We start from the raw sequence: 19,173 nt of genomic DNA, 5'->3' as shown, positions 1-19,173 counted from the left end.
ATGCGCACTATTTATGCAACATATTCATACTTTTCTCTGTATTCTCTTACGGCATCATTCCAAGCTTCTTGTACTGTTACACCTCTTTTATTAGCAATTCTCTGTGCCAGTTCAATTATTTTCATAGCTCTTCTTGATATGTTCATATATATTCCTCCTACAAATTATTATATATTTCATATACATAGATTAAAGTTATATTTTTATACTATATAACTTTTCTATTATAATATTACAATTTCCATATGTATTATATATGAACTGTATTAGAAGATAATTAGAATTTTTGTAAAATTTGTATATATTCATATTTATACAACATTAACCTCATGAAAATCTTAAAATAACATGAAATATATGTTCTCATATATACTATAATGAGCATTTAGAAACTACAAAACACTTGAAGTTTTTAATTATCAGTATCCTATAAAAAAGCCATAACTAATATAACTACAATGGTTGTAGATTTTTATATAGTATATAAATAATTATAGGAATTAAAAATATCTAATTAAAACAATGTCTGGTACATTAGCTTTGTGACCATAAACAATGCCATTACTAAAAATATTGGTTTTATCATTTTTGAACCATTTTTTATTGCAACTTTAGCACCCACATAGGCCCCTATTATCATCACTAATGCAAACAATACAGCAATTTTATAATATACTTGACCATTTATCATAAATAATAATAACGAAGTTACATTGCTTGTCAAGTTTAATATTTTTGTATTTGCTGAAGCATGCAAGAAATCATATCCATATATTTTTATAAATCCGAAAGTTAGAAATGTTCCTGTTCCAGGTCCAAAAAAACCATCATAAAATCCCATTATAAATGCCATAAGCATTCCTAATCTCAAATTTTTCTTATTAATACCTTCAAATCTATCTTCTTGACCTAAATTTTTAGAAACAAAAGTATAAATTGCCACTATTAAAATCATTAATACAACTAAAACATTTAGTATATTTTCATTTATTGATAATACACATTTTACTCCTAAAATACTACCTATAATAGTAAAAGGAACTAGCTTTTTTAAAAGTTCATTATTAGTTTTGCCAGATTTTGCATATCTATAAGCACTACTTATACAACCTGCTGATGCTGCAAATTTATTTGTACCAATAGCAAGATGTATTGGTACTCCAATAGCCATAAGAACAGGCATACTGATAAGCCCACCTCCACCTGCTATAGAATCTACAAAAGCAGCTATAAAACCCCCGATACATAAAAAAGTAATTACAAACATAAAATTCCTCCATACATTCTATTTCAATCTCCTTTATAATATATACTCTATACAATTTCTTTTTAATTTTTATTGTCCAATATATTTTTTCTATATTCATTTGGAGTACTATTATTAAATTTTTTAAATATTTGTGAAAAATAACTGCTATTATTAAATCCTACTTTCTTACAAATATCTGCTATACTCATATTTCCATTTTTTAAATATTTTTTAGATTCTTCTATTCTAAGAATATTTATATACTCAGTTATTGAAATTTTATTCTTTTCATTAAAAATAGAACTTAAATAATTTGGACTTATAAAAAATACATCAGATATGCTATTTAAATTTATATTTTCTTTATAATGTTTTTGTATATATTCGTTTATCTTTTCAATTAAATTTACTTTATCTTTTCTCCAAAAGTCTCTATTAATATCAATACATTCTTTAGAAAATTCAAGTAATATATTCCATAAGTCTTCATCACTACTTACAAGTGATATTTTTTTAGTATATTTATTTTTTACATAATAAATAAGATTTAAATCTTCTAAATCTCTAAGTACTGTTCTAGATAATATGAGCGTCATCTCTTGAACAATACTCTTAATATTATTATGTATTTTCTTATTTACCTCTATTAATTTACAAATACCTTCTAAATTCATATTTTTAATTTCTTTCTCAAGAGAAAATTCTAATTCATAAGGATACTCTCCACCAGCAGTATTAAGTATACTAATTTCTATAGGGCTTATAATACATTTTTCTTCTAACAGCCTAGTATTAGCCTTTTTAAGTGCATCTTCAAGCCTTATATTGTCTTTTCTATTTTTTAATATTTCCTCATCCTTTATGCTAAGTTGGTTTTCAAAGAATTTTCTTTTCGCTATTTCCTGAATAAAATCAGTTACCATTAGTAAATTTTCTTTTAATACATATAATCTACTTTTAGGATTTAATGGAATTTCACTGTAAATTTTATTTATATATTTTGTATCTATATTTGATTTATTTGATAATATAGACAACTTTTTATCTATATCAATAGATTTATATATTATAAAATTTCCACATTCTATATACCCAATTATATTTTCTTCTAATACTATCGGTATCTCTAGACTAGAAACATCATAATCACAATTATATATTTTAGTAAAATTGTCGTTATTTATATTTTTATTAAGTTTTCTATTACAGGTTCTTATATTTTTGCAAGTAACGCAAAATTTAACTTCTCCATTAGTTTCAAATATTTTTTCGTGTTTTGAATCATAAATAGATATTTTAAGCTTCAGTATATTAGATATTTGATTTGCAATATTTTCAATTATATTTATATTAACTAATTCTTGTATATTATTCTCAGAAAACATGATTGGTAATTGTTTTAAACTCGAAAATTTATAGGGAACATAGGCGATTAATATTATCAAATCATTTTTACCAGTATTTATAATTTCATGTTCTGAATATGGTGGGCAATAGATTATTGATGATTTCTTTATATTAATCTTTCTACCATCAATTATTTGTATTCCTTCTCCTTGAATCACGTATAAAAGTTGCTCTTCACTTAAATGAAAATGTTTTTCTTGACAATTTCCTGGAAAAAATTTTACAACTCCAGCACTAAGTCTATTAGATTGTGTTTTTGATGGCTCATGTATCCATGTAACTTCTCCCCAATTAAATTTTTGCACTTCATATTTACTCGACTCACTAAAATACTCCATAAGCTCACCTCTTAGTTTTTGTCTAAATATTTTTTTATTCTTTCAAATGTCTCATTACTTATCACATGCTCTATTCTACATGCATCTTTTTCAGCTATATTGAATGAAACTCCCAATGTATTTATTAGAAATCTAGTAATTAAAATATGTTTTTCATAAATTTCTTCTGCTTTTTTTCTACCATTCTCAGTTAAAATAATTTCACCATCAAGCATCATTATAATAAGACTACTTTCTTTTAAAATCCCTACAGCTCTACTTACACTTGCTTTACTATAATTTAATTCTTTTGCTATATCAATAGACTTTACAACTCCATTTTTCTTCTCCAAAATCAATATTGTCTCTAAATAATTTTCTCTTGATTCATACATTTCTACTTCCCCCAAGCAATAACAATTCAATTCTGATATTTTTATCATACTAATTAAAAAAGTATAACTGTATGTTTTAACATCATAATCTAGATTGTTCATATATAATAAAAAAATACTCACTTTTATACTCATAAGTATTTTTATCACTTACATTAATATATCTTATCATAATTTTCTTTTTTATTACATAGAGAAATATCATATAAAATAAAACCCATTTTAGATTTTGATATATAGTGTAAAAATCATTAAAAACGAGACTTTACATAAATAAATAGACAACATAGTTGAAAAACCTTCATAAAATCAGGTATAAATGACAGGAATACTAATTCATTTTCTACACACTATTTTAATTATTATCAACCCATTAATTCTAAGAAGTTAATATCAAAAACTAGTATCCTTTTTCTATATTTACTTATCCTCAATAGAAATAGTTATAAAAAGAGCACAAGAAATTATTTCTTAACTGCCTTTTTTTCATTTAGATAAGCTACTTTTTCATCTATTTGCTCCATACAATGTTCCAACACATGTATTTTATTTTGAATATTCTGTTTATATTGCTCAAATAGGCAAATTCTTTTATCTATTGTGTCATCTCCCATATCGCAGAAATGAAAACATTCATATATATTCTTTATAGATAAACCTGCCTTTTTAAGTTCTGTAATAAATATCAAGCGTTCTACATCCTTTTCTGAAAAGTAACGAACACCGCTTGGTTTTCTATTGATGGGAAGTAGTAAACCTTTTTCTTCATAAAAACGGATTGCTGATGGAGAAATTTCAGTTATTTTTGATACCTCAGTCATGGAATATTGCATGTTCTTTACCTCCCTAAACTTTTAAATGAATAATAACATTATAAAAATTCCTTTCATAATAGTCAATCAGTATTCAATAAAAAATATTGACTTCAAGTTAGGTTGAAGTTGTATAGTTTGAAGTGTAAAAATCAATTTGTAAAAGAAAGGATGATATAAATGGAAAAATATGCAACTATGATTAAAGAAAATTTAAATGCAGGAAAAGTACTTTGTGGGATTGCAGTTTCACTGTCTGATTCAGCTGTAAGTGAATTAGTAGGATTATCTGGATATGATTTTGTATGGATTGAGGGAGAACATGGAGCTTTAGACCGTAAAGACATTCAGCAACATATGATAGCAGCACTGTTGGTGGTGCTGCTTCTTTGGTTAAATTGGGAAATAGTGACCCTACTCTTGTTAGAGCTATAATGAATATGGGAACAGATATTATAGGCTTTCCATTTATTAATACAGTACAAGACGCACAAAAAGCAGTATCAGTTTGTACCTATCCACCAAAAGGCATAAGAGGATGCAACCCCCAACGTGCTTCGTATTATGGGCGTATGAATTATTTAAACTATATTAAAAATGCAGATAAAGAAACATTGAAAATGATGTTAATTGAACAAAAATCAGGCTATGACAATCTTGAAGAGATAGTACAGGTTGATGGTTATATTTCTTTTACAATAAATTGAGCACATTATTACTCCTTTTCCTTACATTTTTCTACAACACTTATTAAAACTTTCATAAGATTAAATAGCTCAGATTATTCAGTTTATACTTAATAAACATACTGCCAGATAACAAATAAAAAATCGTTATCTGGCAGTACTGAATATATATTGAAGTCAAAATATTAAATATTTTATCTTTTATAAAATATTCATTACATATATCATGCTATTAATATTTTTTAGTGTTATGTATACTAATATTATCATTAGTTTTTAAAAATTAGCTTTTTATAGCATACAAATTTATTCAGCCAACATTTTACCTAATTCAATACAATTAGCCTCTGCCTCTCCATCTGGATCTTCCATTGCTGTGATTCCTTCACCACCTATAATTGTAGCACCAGCATTTTGCATACGTTCTTCCCAATCTCTCATCCATTCACAATTTCCCCAACCATATGAACCAAATAATCCAATCTGTTTACCTGATACCATTGCTTCTAATTCTGATACAAATGGTTCCATATAACCTTCTTCCAATTGTTCTGCTCCCATAGATGGGCAACCTAGTGCAAATTTATTTTCTCCTTTTAAATCGCTTGGTTTCAATAAACTTACATCTAAAACCTCTGCTATTTTACCTTTTGACTTTACACCTTCAGCTACAAAATTTGCCATTTTTTCAGTATTTCCTGTTCCACTCCAATAAACAATATATATTTTATTCATTTTTACCTCCTACGATATTTTTAATCATTCTTTTAGTTAGCTATAGCTAACTAGAATTTAAAAAATAAAAGATTTCTTTATTTGAAATCTCTTTATTTTTTCTAAATATATAATATCATGCACAGTTTTAAAAATCAATACTTATTGATAATATTTCTCATTAAATAATTTTTATCATTTATTTCGTAAATATATAGTCCTTATCTTTCATTAGCAAACAAAGATTATCTTTTAGTATTTCCCTTGTATTTATAAAGGTTTAAATATAAGTAACCATTTCCTTGTTCTGTTCTAGGCAAACCAAGTGCTCTTGTACACTTTATCAACTGTGCATACAACTCAGCTTCATCAAAATTTCGTTCAAACTCTTCTCTTGCCCACTCTTTAATCAATGCCATTGAACCTGTTACATAGGGTGCACTCATACTAGTACCACTCATAATAGCAAGTTTATTATCCATATAAGTGGATAAAATATTTCTTCCTGGTGCAACTAAATCTATTGTACTATTTGAATTGCTAAATTTCTCAACTAAATAATTTTCATTTATTGCACCTACTTCTATTACTTCAGGATAACTTGCTGGATAACTATATTCACTTGTACTAGAATCCCCATCTCCATTATTACCAGCTGCACACACTACAGGAATATTATTTTTTACTGCTTGTAAAACAGCATTTTTTAGATTTTTATCATCTTTATTCCCTCCTAGAGACATAGATATAATATCTACCTTGCTACTTACAGCAAAGTTGATAGCATTAATTATACTCTGATATGTCCCAATACCATCTTTATTTAATGCTTTTGCTATTAATAATTTACAATCTGGTGCTACTCCCATAACTTCATTATTATAATTAGATGCTGCTATAATGCCTGCTACATGTGTTCCATGTCCATTAAAATCCTCATATATATTTTTATTTCCATTACTATCATCACTGAAATTTGCACCTCCAATGATTTTTCCTTTTAATAGAGGGTGAGATGTATCACAACCTGTATCTATTATACCAACTACAACATTTTTACCAGTGTAACCCTCTTCCCACATTCCTTTAGCATTCATTTGTTTTATACCATATGGAAATTTATTCTTTGTTCCTCTTAGATTTTCATTTATCTCATATGGAATTAACTTCATTTTTTTATTCATAATGTATCCCCCTAAAAATTTTATTGCATATAAAAAATTATAAACAAGTTAAAGTGATAAACTATAAATTAAATTATTAATTTATAGTTACATGCTTATACTCATCTATTTATATTTATGATATGTTTTTTATTTTTAGGAGTCATATTTTATTGTCTACAAAATAAAATTTATATGTTATATCAAAATAAAGATTTGCTTACATATACAGATTTACTTTTATAGATAATTTACTTTTTTGTAGGATATAAAATATTTTATACATTTAAAACAATAAAATAGGATATCTTATTTATGGTAAAAACTTTTTAAGATATCCTGTTAGTATTTAATATTCTCTACTTTTTTAATATATTTACTATTTCAAAACTGCCCCTGTATTTGCTGATGTAACCAGCTTAGCATATCTACTTAAATATCCATGCTTTATTTTTGGTTCTAAAGGCTTAAATTTTGATTTTCTATTTTCTATTTCTACTTCACTTACTTTTAGTTCTAATTTTTTATCTGGTATATTTATAGAAATTATATCTCCTTCTTCAACTATTCCTATTAAACCACCTTCCATAGCTTCTGGAGAAATATGCCCTATAGATGCCCCTCTGGTAGCTCCTGAAAAACGCCCATCAGTAAGAAGTGCTACATGCTTATCAAGCCCCATTCCCGCAACTGCTGATGTGGGAGATAACATTTCTTTCATTCCTGGCCCTCCTTTTGGACCTTCATATCTTATAACTATAACATCACCTTTGTTTATTTTTTTGTCAAATATAGCACTAACAGCTTCTTCTTCTGAATTAAAAACTCTTGCTGGACCTTCATGAATCAACATTTCCTCTGCTACTGCTGATTTTTTTACAACTGCTCCATTTACAGCAAGATTACCTCTTAAAATTGATAGGCCACCTTGACTGCTATATGTATTTTCTAATGTATGTATTACTTCTTCATTCTTTATCTCACAATTTTTTATGTTTTCTCCTATAGACTCGCCTGTTACTGTTTTACAATCTAAATTTATTCCTTTTATCTTTGAAAGTTCATTAATTATAGCTGGTATTCCTCCTGCCATATGTAAATCTTCGATATGATGCTTACCACTTGGACTTAATTTTGTTAAACAAGGAGTTTTTTCACTTATTTCATCAAATAAATCTAAATTAAGTTCTATTCCTGCTTCATAGGCTATTGCAGGTAAATGAAGCACTGTATTTGTAGAACCAGCCATTGCCATATCTACAGTTATTGCATTTTTAAAAGCGTCTATTGTCAAAATATCTCTAGGCTTTATATTATTCTTAAGAAGTTCCATAACATACATACCTGCATACTTTGCGATTCTTTTTCTTTCTCCTGAATGTGAAGCAGCAGTACCATTATATGGAATACCCATACCTAGTGCCTCTGTTAAACAATTCATACTATTAGCTGTAAAAAGCCCAGAACATGAACCACATCCAGGACAAGAATTCATTGCCAACACTTCTAGTTCTTCTTCACTCATTGTCCCATCCTTACAAGCTCCAACACCTTCCATTGCAGAGTTAAAGTCATATACTTTTCCATTTGCTTTTCCTGGAAGCATAGGACCTCCACTTACAACAACACTTGGTATATTAAGTCTTGCAGCCGCCATTAACATTCCTGGGACTATTTTATCACAATTAGGTATAAGTACTAAAGCATCAAAACCATGTGCCATTGCCATTGCCTCTATAGAATCGGCTATTAATTCTCTTGAAGCAAGTGAATAATTCATTCCAACATGCCCCATAGCTATACCATCACAAACTCCTATAGCTGGAAATTCTAATGGTAATCCACCACTCATTCTCACTCCATTTTTTGCTGCTTCTGCTATTTCATCAAGATGAAGATGACCAGGAATCACTTCATTTTGTGCATTTACTATACCTATTAATGGTCTTTCAATTTCTTCTCTAGTAAGACCCATTCCATACATTAATGCTCTCTTTGGAGCTCCCTCTATTCCTTTTTTTATATCGCTTCTCATGGTATTACCTCTTTCTTATATTTTAAAAATTTTCATAATATTATTATAATATATTTTTATATCAATTAATTACAAAAAACCCAAAAAATATTAAAAGATATTAATATAAAAATATTACTATTTTATATTAATATCTTACACAAATAAATTAAATAGTTATTCTCTCTTAGATATACTAGTTGGAGAAATCTTTTTTGCCAATATTAAAGATGTTATTATTAATAAAAACAACAACACTATAGAAATTATAAAAGAAGGATTAGTGATATCAATAGCTTTATCTCCTATATTTAAGAACACTAATGTTCCTGGTAAAATACCAATAAGTGTTGCAAACATATAGCTACTAAATCTTATATTAGTAAGCCCTGCTCCATAGTTTATAAGATTATATGGAGTAATTGGTATCAATCTTAATACAAATATAATAAAAAATCCTCTCTTCTCATCTGCCTCCATAAAAAGTTTCCATAAAGATGGTGATAATTTATTTTTTAAAAACTTAGTTATGGCATCCTTAGCTAATACCTTTGCCATCATAAACATAATTGCACTATTAACACCTGCACCTATTATCGTATAAAGTGTCCCTTTCCACAATCCAAATGCTAATCCTCCAGCCAATGCTAATACTGGAACTGGAAAAAAAGTAATTGGCAAAATTGAGAAAATCAATATATATACAAAGGGTGCATAGTTTCCATATGATTGCACATATTGACGTATTTGCTCTGCTGTAATACCCCTAAAAAATGCATAATAAATGAGTATAAAAATAACAATGATAAGTGCTGTAACAATTCCTTTCAAATTCCTTTTTATAATAAATATCATCCTTTCTATGTGTATTTATTGTATATCTCTATTATTTATCTTCTTTTTTAAGTTTCAATAAATAACCCTTTATTTATATTCCATCTAAATAACTTCTTCATGACTTTTTAAAATTTCATCAAAGTTAATAATCCTACATCAAAAATTAAAATAAGATTTTTAATATTAATTAATTCAGATTCTATATGATTTAGACTTATTAGATGAAAGTTAATAGTAATCACTTCTTATGATATTATCTCTTTATCAGATTTTCAAGTTTCAATAATATCATTATAATACATTTTTATATTAACTAATTACAAAAAATCTAAAAAATATCAATAAATTACACAATTAAACTAAATAATTATTTTTTATTGTATTCCTTAGAAAATTTTTTTAATAAGATGTAAGATAGTATTATTTATAGAAAATATGAGCTTTATTATTTCATGCATTAATAAATATTGATTTTTTAATAAATAAAAAACATTCCCATTAAGAGAATGTTTTTAGGTATATAAGTATATTAGAAATACACTGCTATTTGTATTCTATCAACAATATTTTTTGGAGAATATAAGTCTAAAATATCTTCATATATTCATATATAAATCCATAAACCTTCATAAAATAATTATTTTCTAAAATCCCATATTTTTAACTGCATATCACATAATAGCATAGTTTTGTAAAGTTGAACTATTATACATATCTTATCTAATAAAGCACACTCCAAAAATACTCATAACCTTAATTGTAATAATTTTCTCGCAACCTCATCTACTTCTGAAGTATTTTCCCATTTTGTTGGCTTTTCTGCAATTCTCTTTATAAAAGGTATAATTGGTTCAAGTTTTTTATCTGTGAACATTGGTAATAGACATACGATTATCCAATATTTCCAATCATCATCTTGTTCCTCTGGGGTAAGAATATCTATATCAATGGAGTAATAATTTCTTGATGTGATGCCAATACAGGCAATATATATTTTGCAACAGGCCAATTGTAATCTTGTATCCATTCTAAAAGCTTAAGGCAAATAGGTTTTATCTCTTCATCAGATAATAATTTTAATTTTTCAATATTACAGTTATCAAACTTATCTTTTGGAAGTAGTTCTTCGACATTTTTCATAATCTATTTCTCCAGTCTAACACACAATAATTGCCTTATCTTCAAGATAGACAAAAATCGTTTATGTTTAGATTCTAATATCTACATTTACAAATGTAAAACAAATTATAACTTAATATACTTGTATATAAGTACTAATTTTAAGTTAATCAAATATAATATTTGAAACTTTATCCCAGTTAATCGCTCTCGAATTATATTCAGGGTGTGATAATTTTACTACATGAGTTGAATTATTATAATTATAATAAATTGTAGTAGTACCATCAATTTGATTCCTCTTGTATCCTTGATAGGTAGCATTATTTGGCACTTTTTTTTCAATAAAACTATATGCAGATGAAGCATCAAGTATTTTTACTTTATTAGGAAACATTAACATAAAAAAAGTTATAAGAGCAAAAATACATATACATGTAATACTATACCATTTAATCCATTTCATACAATTCCTCCTATTTTACCAATATATACTATTATTATTTCCATATATTTATAATATTTATACATATGATAAAATTTTTAAATACTTACATATTAAGTGTAGAAGATTCAATTTTCTAAGTCTTATAAGGATACATAGTTTATTTTTATAAGTTAATAAATTTTTAAGGTTTTATTAAAGAAAAGTTTATTTTTAAAGATTACAATAAAGATAGTATTTATAAGGTCAAAAATATAAATTTTGGAGGGAGATAAATTAAAATTATGTGTACACTTTATCCGTTATTTTGTGCAATATTACCTTGTTTAATATACCAAATAATTGTTATAAGAAGAGTAAATTTAAAAGAAAAAAGGAATTTAGTAACACATCTAATATGGGTCTATGTTTTTTTGTTTTATATTTACTTAGCACTTAGCAAAGCAGGTATTGGAAGTATATGGGATATAGGTAGATATGGTGAAATTATTAGACTAGATGAAATAAATTTAATTCCATTTAGTTCAAGTGGTGCTTTAACCTACATTCTAAATATCATCATGTTTATGCCTTTAGGATTTTTACTTCCTTTGATTTGGAAAAGATTTAGAAATTTTATTAGCATATTATGTACTGGACTAAGCTTTTCATTGGCAATTGAGATTTGTCAATTATTTAATCATAGGACTACAGATATTGATGATTTGATGATGAATACTCTAGGTGCTATTTTGGGATACTTCATATGGATATGTATAGATAATTTATTTAATTATATAAGTAAAAAGACTATCTTTGCACATCGATATGAACAGATTCTTCAAGATGAAATTGCTGTTGAAGCTGATGATGATACAAATAGAAAAACTATTAACCTCCCTAAAAATGAAGCTATTATGTACTTAATATTAGCTATTTTAGGAGAATTTCTATTGTATAATTTTTATATCACTTATTAGATAATTTAATGTATCTATTAGCTTTACATTTTATCTTAATATTTATGTACAAATAAAATACCCATTCTTACTACCTTAAGAACAGGGTATTTTATTCTTTAATATATTTAACAATAACTTTTTATCTTATTGATAATACCTATTTTCACTTTTCTGCTTGATTATAGCAAAAACAATATTTAAAATAAATTTTAATTATAATCACTTTCAACAAAATTATTAGAATAATTTTCAAATCTGAATAGCCTAATATAATAACCTTACTTAATTGGCATTTGAAATATTCGATTTACATTACATCTAACTTTATTAGCAGTTATATAATCATATTCAGTGCCATTCTCAATAAAATTTTGTATCTTATCTAATACTTGTATTGCTCTCTCTTTACTTTCATAACATCCTATCTTCCTAGTATTATACATATCTTCAAATGTTACATATATTTGATTATCATTTATTTCAATTTTACTAACTTTCATTAAATTAGTTTTATCCTGGCTTCTAATTATTATCATTTCAAATTCTCCAATATATTTAATTTATTTTTAAGTCATTTCCTTGTTATATACTATTTTGACATAATTAAAACTTTTACCATTACATATTTATATACCATCTTTCTCTTTTGAGAGTTTCTTTAATCCTAAAAGCCTTGCTAATTAGTTCTCTTTTTTATTTCCATAATAAATCATTTGTTGATTATTCCAACATCATTATACAATCTATTTCACTTAGTAAAACTTATCCTTACCACCCTTTCTATGTCGATTTATACATTTGGTAATTGTATTAATAAAAATTTTTATTCAAATCATTTGTATATTAAATCATTTATATCAAAACTCAATATTTTACAACATATATATCTCTTTTCTATAAACTTATTTTTATATTTTCTTCAAATAAATGTATTATAGGATTTATTTTTAATAATTTCATTATTTTTTTATAGCATCATTTTTAATTTTGATTTGTTTCCATTCAACATATCATCTCTCCATAAATTACCATTTGTATAATTTATATTATATATATACAAACGGTAATTATCAATCTTTTTTCTTATCTTTTTTCTTTTTTTATATATTTTTGGTAATTTTATTTTACTTTTCAGCAAAATAACTTATAATTTCGGTAAGGAGTGATGTACATATGGAAAGTTTAGGAGATAGAATAGCAAAGCTAAGAAAAGAGTTGAATATAAATCAAAAGGAACTTGCTACTAAAGTTGGTATAACTGAAGCTAGTTTATCACGTTATGAAAATAATCTTCGAGAACCTAAAAGTGAAATAATAGTAAGATTAGCAAAATCACTGAAGACATCTACAGATTATTTATTAGGTATAAATGAAAATACAAAAATAAATAGAGAAGACAAATTAATAATAGAAAGTTTATCAGTTAGTGAAAAAACAAAGCAGCTTTTAGAAAAGATATATTCACTTGAAGAAGAAGATAGGGAAGCTATAGAAAAAATGATTGATAATGCTTATATAAAGAGATTTTTAAAAGAAGAGAATTAGTTCTCTTCTTTTACTTTTTCCAATATTTCTAATAACAGTTCATAAAAATCAATATCTACACTCAATAAAAAATCTAATTTAATTCCTGTGTCTTTAATTTTTTCCTTTCTTATAATAGTAGTATTTGATTTTTCCACATACACCATCCCCCAGCGAACCTATGTTCTTAATTTTATTCAAAGATTCCCAACAAATTTTTAATAAAAATTATGTAATTATGATTTTTTCATTTCATAAAATATTTTTCTCTTATCCAAAATTTTCTTGGATAATTATCTTAACTATATAATAATACTTTTATTCTACAGATGCAATAAAAAACTCGTAATTATAACAAAAAAATCTATTATTGTAGAATTTTGTATATTTTTTATGTTTTTATATATTTTTCAAGATAATTCTTATTATAAAACTTTGTATAAATATATAAATTTTTATGTTTATTTAATCTACTTTTTAGTACTTGATAAAGTATAAAAAATACTGATAATTATAGTTTGCTAACTATCATTATCAGTATTTTTTTACCATTTATAAACATAATTAAAATCCACTTTCTAAAGAGGCTATATTTACCTGACTACACTTCAAATTTTTCTCACAAAATACTATTTATCTTTTATTTATGTTATTCACTTTATATTTGTGTAGTAAAATTTATTTAGCTTGAAACTATTTTTATTATTGAGAGTTTAAGTTTTCATGACTTAATTATTGGAACCTAATTATTAATGAAAATAAAGTTAATTTTCATTATAAGTATTATCTTTTCAATATGTACTTACTATATAATTCTATTATTTATTTTCACTTTCCAGTTTTAATAAATAATCCTTTGTTTTTATTCCTCCCAAATAACCTCTTAAACTTCCATTAGAACCAATAAGCCTATGGCAAGGTATAAAAATAGAAATAGGATTTTTACTATTGGCTAACCCCACTGCTCTATATGATTTAGGTCTATTGATTGTATTCGCTAATTCTAGATAAGTTCTTGTTTCTCCATATGGAATTTTACAAAGTTCACTCCACACTTGTTTACTAAACTCACTTCCTGATGGATGTAATGGTAAATCAAATTTTTTTCTATCACCATTTAGATATTCACTTAGTTGTTTATTTGCATCTTTTATAATTTTAGTCTCTTTAATGGTATATTTTTCACAAGATAATTCTTGTATCCCAAAGAATAAATCTGTAATGTAATTATTTTCTTCTGATATTCCTATTTTCCCAATTTTAGTTTCATAGTAAAATATATTTTTCATTGAGCACTATATCCTTCCATATTTATTTTTATCTTCAGTTATGATTAATAGTTTTACTTATTTATATCATATATTTTATCAACTTTTAATAAAAAAACTTTACTCTGTTTAAAAATATTTGTTTTATATAAAATCAATTAATACCCTATATTATATAAATAATAAAACTAATTATATTTTCCTTATTAAAATCATAAATATATAAATTAATTAACATTAATGAACAAGAAAGTCAGTAGAGCATGATGTATCAAACCATACATTTTGCTCTACTGACTTTTTATTACTTAACTAAAACTTCAATATTTTCATCTTGCCCATCTATAACTATAGTACATCCATTATATATATCTCCAGCAATAAGTTTTCTTGCAATTATAGTTTCTAATGTATTTCCTATATATCTCTTAAGAGGTCTTGCACCATACACAGGGTCATAACCTTCTCTCACCATTACATCTTTAGCTGAATCTGTAACCTCAATAGAAATATCTTTTTCTTTTAATCTATTTTTTAAATCTTCCATAAATATGTCTATAATTTTCTTGATATTATCTTGGTCTAAAGGTTTAAACATTATAATATCATCTACTCTATTTAAAAATTCAGGTTTAAATCTATGCTTCATCTCATTCATTACAAGACTGTTAGTAGTATCTGTTATATTTCCACCTGCTTCTAATAAATAATTACTTCCTATATTAGAGGTCATTATTATAAGAGTATTTTTGAAGTCTACAGTCTTACCTTTATTATCAGTAAGTCTACCATCATCTAATATTTGTAAAAACATATTAAATACATCTTCATGTGCTTTTTCTATCTCATCAAATAATATTACAGAATAAGGTGCACGTCTAACTGCTTCTGTAAGTTGTCCGCCCTCTTCATATCCTACATATCCTGGAGGAGGTCCTACTAATCTTGATACAGCATGTTTTTCCATATATTCAGACATGTCAATTCTAATTATATTGTCTTCACTATCAAATAAATTTCTAGCAAGAGTTTTTGCAAGTTCAGTTTTTCCAACTCCTGTAGGCCCTAAGAATATAAATGAACCAATTGGTTTTCTTTCATCTTTTAGGCCAGCTCTTGCACGTATTACTGCATTTGAAACTGCTGTAACAGCTTCATTCTGTCCAATAACTCTCTCATGAAGTTCATCTTCTAGCTTAAGTAGCTTTTCTCTTTCACCTTCGACTAATTTAGTTACTGGTATACCTGTCCACTTTGATACAATATTAGATATTTCTTCTTCTGTAACTTCTTCTTTTAAAAGTGAGTTTTCAGAACCATCATTCATACTTTCTTCATATTTCTTTATTTGCTCTTCTAATTTAGGTATTTCACCATATTTAACCTCTGCTGCTTTGTTAAAATCATATTCTCTTTCGTACTTTTCAGCTTTTCCTTTAGCTTCATCTAATTGAGATTTTAAATTTTTGATATCTAGTATTTGACTCTTCTCTTTTTCATATTTAGCAGTCATTTCATCATTTTTAGATTTTAACTCTGCTATTTCCTTTTGAATATCTTCTAATCTTGTCTTACTCTTATCATCATTTTCTTTAAGCAAAGCTTCTCTCTCAGTTTCTAGTGTAAATAATTTTCTTCTAACCACATCTAATTCTGTTGGCAATGAATCTATTTCACTACGAATCATAGCTCCAGCTTCATCTATTAAATCTATTGCTTTATCTGGTAAAAATCTATCTTGTATATATCTATGAGAAAGTTTTGCTGCTGCTACAATAGCATTATCATGAATTCTTACTCCATGATGTATCTCAAATCTTTCTTTAAGTCCTCTAAGTATAGATATTGTATCTTCAACAGTAGGTTCTTCTGCAATTACAGGTTGGAAACGTCTTTCAAGTGCTTTATCTTTTTCTATATATTTTCTGTACTCATCAAAAGTAGTTGCACCAATACAATTTAACTCTCCTCTTGCAAGCATAGGCTTAATCAGGTTACCTGCATCCATTGAGCCTTCTGTTTTACCAGCTCCAACTATAGTATGAATCTCATCTATAAATAGAATGATTTTTCCATCAGAACTTTGAACTTCTTTTAAGACAGCCTTTAATCTTTCTTCAAATTCTCCTCTATATTTTGCACCAGCAATCAATGCACCCATATCAAGAGAAAATACTATTTTATCTTTTAATCCTTCTGGTACATCTCCTCTTACTATTCTTTCTGCTAAGCCTTCAACTATCGCAGTTTTACCTACACCTGGTTCACCAATTAATACAGGGTTATTTTTTGTTCTTCTTGATAAAATTCTTATAATTCTTCTTATTTCTTCATCTCTTCCAATTACAGGGTCTAATTTATTTTTTTTAGCTAAATCTACTAAATTTGTTCCATATCTAGCAAGTGCATCATATGTTCCTTCTGGGTCTTGCGTTTCTACCCTTTGACTACCTCTAACTTGTGATAAAACATTTAAAAAATCATTTTTATTTATATTATATTGTTTCAATATTTTACCAACAACTGATTTTGATTCTGTTTCCATCATTGCAAGCATAACATGTTCAACACTTATATATGAATCTTTAAATTCTTTAGAAATACTTTCTGCTTTTATAAGTACTTCATTTATTTTTCTAGTAGCTGACACTCCTTGTGAATCTGCTCCTTCTCCATATACTTTTGGAAGTTTATCCATTTCAAAGTTTACAGTATTTCTTAAAGAATCTATTGATATATTCATCTTTTCTACTATATTTGGTATTAATCCATCTTCTTGATTAATAAGTGCTGAAAAAAGATGAATTACATCTACTTGTTGGTTATGATTTTTTACTGCTTCATTATAAGCCTCATTTAAACTTTTTTGAACTCTTAAAGTCATTTTTTCTACGTCCATATAAATCCCTCCATTTTAATATTATATCCAAATAAATTAAATTCTCTCATTTATGATTATTGATTTTCTAAGCTCTAAAAGACTATCAAGCAAACTTTCATTTTTTTGTATGTCAAAACTTAATGTCAGATTAAAGGTTCCATCTGAATTAAAAAAATCAAACACTTCTTTTGATTTTGCTCTTAGATATAAATCTTCATCTATAAGTCTTTTTTCACCTATTAACAAATATTGGCACTTATCTATAAAACTCTTTCTAAAATCAATAGTATATAGATTTTCTAAAAGATTATATTGGTAAATTGCAATATTATTAAACACTTTTAATAAATTTGAATTTACAAAATTGTAAATTTGATTATCGTTATACAGTGATATTTGTTCATATATATACTCTCTAAATAAAGGATGAATGTTTTGTTTAAGTTTCAAAGTAACTTCAGCTGGTATTTCAAAATACAACTTCCAGTATTCAGAATTATTTTTTTCTAATATAAATGCTACTCTGTTTAAACTAGTAGGGCTAATCTCTTTTAATGTACATTCAAAATTATAATATCTCAAACTAGTTTCTTCATTTTCAAATACATAATCAAACCACTGTAGAACATTTCTATCAAGTTTTAAACTCATATAAAAACCTTCTTCCTTATTTACTAACCTTATTAGGTCTTTTTATCTGATTATATTCTTCTAGTAAACTTTCTTTATCAGCTTTATTTCCTTTATATGCTATATGTGGATTTATCATATACTCACCATTTTTTACTTTCTGTAAAAAATCTAATTTTTTTAGTTCTGTAAACAATGAAGACAAGGAAGTCTTTGGATATTCAAATTCGCAAGATAATTCATGTAGTGTTTTCCTAATCTTATTATTTTTATCCATAGAATTTATTAATTTTATTGGAATTAAATCTCTTTTAGTATACATTCCTTCTGCCACTTTGATATAATTTTTAAAGCAAACATTCATATATTTACTTTTGTTCATAACCAAATTTCTACTTTCTGTGTATTCTTGATTTAAATCTTTTTTTAATGCCTTATCTAAATTAAATATCTCTTCTCACTCTCCTTATCTCTAATTGATAATATAAATATATTACAAAAAAATATGTATGTCAAAAACAAAAATAACAAAAGTTTATCTATAAGCTAAACTTTTATTTATCTATAAGCTAAACTTTATTGTTTTTTAAAATCAGTATTTTCAATTTATTGGTAAGATTTTTGAATAATATTTGTAAATTTTTTTAAAAAATTTTAATATGCTCAGTAAAATAATCTTTTCTACAGAGTAAAACCACTAAACACATAATATTTCCAATTATTTTTTTGTAAGTTTACTTGACATAGTATATATATATTTATATAATGTAT

22 protein-coding genes are annotated in these 19,173 nt (G+C 25.9%); 4 read left to right on the top strand and 18 right to left on the bottom strand.

Annotation, left to right across the window (positions count from 1 at the left end):
• Positions 1–11: 11 nt before the first annotated feature.
• From IC213_RS20890 to IC213_RS04045, 5 genes are all read right to left on the bottom strand, one after another.
• Positions 12–146, bottom strand: coding sequence for a hypothetical protein (locus IC213_RS20890; protein ID WP_255287792.1), 135 nt, complete (start codon positions 144–146; stop codon positions 12–14).
• A gap of 368 nt (positions 147–514) precedes the next feature.
• Entirely contained in the window at positions 515–1,267 is a 753-nt protein-coding gene (locus IC213_RS04060) for a sulfite exporter TauE/SafE family protein (protein ID WP_227435094.1), read from the bottom strand.
• A 62-nt stretch (positions 1,268–1,329) separates the two neighbouring features.
• Complete coding sequence (locus tag IC213_RS04055) at positions 1,330–2,994, bottom strand: PocR ligand-binding domain-containing protein (RefSeq protein ID WP_227862765.1); 1,665 nt, start codon at positions 2,992–2,994, stop codon at positions 1,330–1,332.
• An 11-nt stretch (positions 2,995–3,005) separates the two neighbouring features.
• Positions 3,006–3,368 (bottom strand): metal-dependent transcriptional regulator, encoded by a 363-nt coding sequence (locus tag IC213_RS04050; protein ID WP_227435091.1) that lies wholly within the window; start codon positions 3,366–3,368, stop codon positions 3,006–3,008.
• Positions 3,369–3,832: 464 nt separating this feature from the next.
• Positions 3,833–4,201 carry a MerR family transcriptional regulator gene (locus IC213_RS04045; protein WP_227849408.1) on the bottom strand — a complete coding sequence of 123 codons (369 nt, stop codon included), beginning with the start codon at positions 4,199–4,201 and terminating at the stop codon, positions 3,833–3,835.
• A 159-nt stretch (positions 4,202–4,360) separates the two neighbouring features.
• On the opposite strand from IC213_RS04045, the gene IC213_RS04040 reads away from it, so the two are divergent.
• Positions 4,361–4,615, top strand: a complete 255-nt coding sequence (locus IC213_RS04040; RefSeq protein ID WP_227862764.1) for a hypothetical protein — start codon at positions 4,361–4,363, stop codon at positions 4,613–4,615.
• Positions 4,570–4,887 (top strand): aldolase/citrate lyase family protein, encoded by a 318-nt coding sequence (locus tag IC213_RS04035; RefSeq protein ID WP_227862763.1) that lies wholly within the window; start codon positions 4,570–4,572, stop codon positions 4,885–4,887. The genes IC213_RS04040 and IC213_RS04035 overlap by 46 nt, the downstream gene beginning before the upstream one ends.
• 285 nt (positions 4,888–5,172) lie before the next feature.
• On the opposite strand, the gene IC213_RS04030 is transcribed toward IC213_RS04035, so the two are convergent.
• The 7 genes from IC213_RS04030 to IC213_RS04005 all read right to left on the bottom strand — a co-directional run bounded on the left by IC213_RS04030 (position 5,173) and on the right by IC213_RS04005 (position 11,179).
• The gene (locus IC213_RS04030) at positions 5,173–5,601 is read right to left on the bottom strand and encodes a flavodoxin (RefSeq protein ID WP_227435085.1); all 429 of its coding nucleotides are present in this window, start codon (positions 5,599–5,601) and stop codon (positions 5,173–5,175) included.
• A gap of 224 nt (positions 5,602–5,825) precedes the next feature.
• Positions 5,826–6,764: a S8 family peptidase gene (locus tag IC213_RS04025; protein ID WP_227435084.1), complete on the bottom strand. Its 939-nt coding sequence runs from the start codon at positions 6,762–6,764 to the stop codon at positions 5,826–5,828.
• 358 nt (positions 6,765–7,122) lie between these two features.
• Positions 7,123–8,778 carry a dihydroxy-acid dehydratase gene (gene ilvD / locus IC213_RS04020; RefSeq protein WP_227862762.1) on the bottom strand — a complete coding sequence of 552 codons (1,656 nt, stop codon included), beginning with the start codon at positions 8,776–8,778 and terminating at the stop codon, positions 7,123–7,125.
• Between the two features lie 156 nt (positions 8,779–8,934).
• Positions 8,935–9,588 (bottom strand): TVP38/TMEM64 family protein, encoded by a 654-nt coding sequence (locus tag IC213_RS04015; RefSeq protein ID WP_227482611.1) that lies wholly within the window; start codon positions 9,586–9,588, stop codon positions 8,935–8,937.
• Positions 9,589–10,339: 751 nt separating this feature from the next.
• The gene (locus IC213_RS04010) at positions 10,340–10,621 is read right to left on the bottom strand and encodes a DUF5071 domain-containing protein (RefSeq protein WP_255619006.1); all 282 of its coding nucleotides are present in this window, start codon (positions 10,619–10,621) and stop codon (positions 10,340–10,342) included.
• Entirely contained in the window at positions 10,534–10,734 is a 201-nt protein-coding gene (locus IC213_RS20885) for a DUF5071 domain-containing protein (protein WP_255619003.1), read from the bottom strand. Before IC213_RS20885 ends, IC213_RS04010 begins: the two co-directional genes overlap by 88 nt.
• 145 nt (positions 10,735–10,879) lie before the next feature.
• Positions 10,880–11,179 carry a hypothetical protein gene (locus tag IC213_RS04005; protein ID WP_227830580.1) on the bottom strand — a complete coding sequence of 100 codons (300 nt, stop codon included), beginning with the start codon at positions 11,177–11,179 and terminating at the stop codon, positions 10,880–10,882.
• Positions 11,180–11,442: 263 nt separating this feature from the next.
• Between IC213_RS04005 and IC213_RS04000 the strand changes: the two genes are divergently transcribed.
• The gene (locus IC213_RS04000) at positions 11,443–12,117 is read left to right on the top strand and encodes a VanZ family protein (RefSeq protein WP_227855311.1); all 675 of its coding nucleotides are present in this window, start codon (positions 11,443–11,445) and stop codon (positions 12,115–12,117) included.
• Between the two features lie 260 nt (positions 12,118–12,377).
• On the opposite strand, the gene IC213_RS03995 is transcribed toward IC213_RS04000, so the two are convergent.
• Positions 12,378–12,635 carry a hypothetical protein gene (locus tag IC213_RS03995; protein ID WP_227435074.1) on the bottom strand — a complete coding sequence of 86 codons (258 nt, stop codon included), beginning with the start codon at positions 12,633–12,635 and terminating at the stop codon, positions 12,378–12,380.
• Between the two features lie 637 nt (positions 12,636–13,272).
• Between IC213_RS03995 and IC213_RS03990 the strand changes: the two genes are divergently transcribed.
• A complete protein-coding gene (locus tag IC213_RS03990) occupies positions 13,273–13,644 on the top strand; it encodes a helix-turn-helix domain-containing protein (RefSeq protein ID WP_227435072.1) in 372 nt (123 codons plus the stop codon).
• On the opposite strand, the gene IC213_RS03985 is transcribed toward IC213_RS03990, so the two are convergent.
• From IC213_RS03985 to IC213_RS03965, 5 genes are all read right to left on the bottom strand, one after another.
• Complete coding sequence (locus IC213_RS03985; protein WP_227435245.1) at positions 13,641–13,781, bottom strand: hypothetical protein; 141 nt, start codon at positions 13,779–13,781, stop codon at positions 13,641–13,643. The two genes, IC213_RS03990 and IC213_RS03985, sit on opposite strands and share 4 nt — an antisense overlap.
• A gap of 660 nt (positions 13,782–14,441) precedes the next feature.
• A complete protein-coding gene (locus IC213_RS03980; protein WP_227862761.1) occupies positions 14,442–14,912 on the bottom strand; it encodes a methylated-DNA--[protein]-cysteine S-methyltransferase in 471 nt (156 codons plus the stop codon).
• A 283-nt stretch (positions 14,913–15,195) separates the two neighbouring features.
• The gene (clpB, locus tag IC213_RS03975; RefSeq protein ID WP_227435070.1) at positions 15,196–17,790 is read right to left on the bottom strand and encodes an ATP-dependent chaperone ClpB; all 2,595 of its coding nucleotides are present in this window, start codon (positions 17,788–17,790) and stop codon (positions 15,196–15,198) included.
• 36 nt (positions 17,791–17,826) lie between these two features.
• Positions 17,827–18,423, bottom strand: a complete 597-nt coding sequence (locus IC213_RS03970) for a hypothetical protein (protein ID WP_227435068.1) — start codon at positions 18,421–18,423, stop codon at positions 17,827–17,829.
• 16 nt (positions 18,424–18,439) lie between these two features.
• Positions 18,440–18,784, bottom strand: coding sequence for a replication/maintenance protein RepL (locus tag IC213_RS03965; protein WP_227435067.1), 345 nt, complete (start codon positions 18,782–18,784; stop codon positions 18,440–18,442).
• Positions 18,785–19,173 lie beyond the last annotated feature (389 nt).

It is taken from the genome of Clostridioides sp. ES-S-0049-02, assembly GCF_020658465.1.
Lineage (GTDB): Bacteria > Bacillota > Clostridia > Peptostreptococcales > Peptostreptococcaceae > Clostridioides.
The sequence above is the reverse complement of the archived record's forward strand: the minus strand, read 5'-3'. Positions and strand labels throughout refer to the sequence as shown.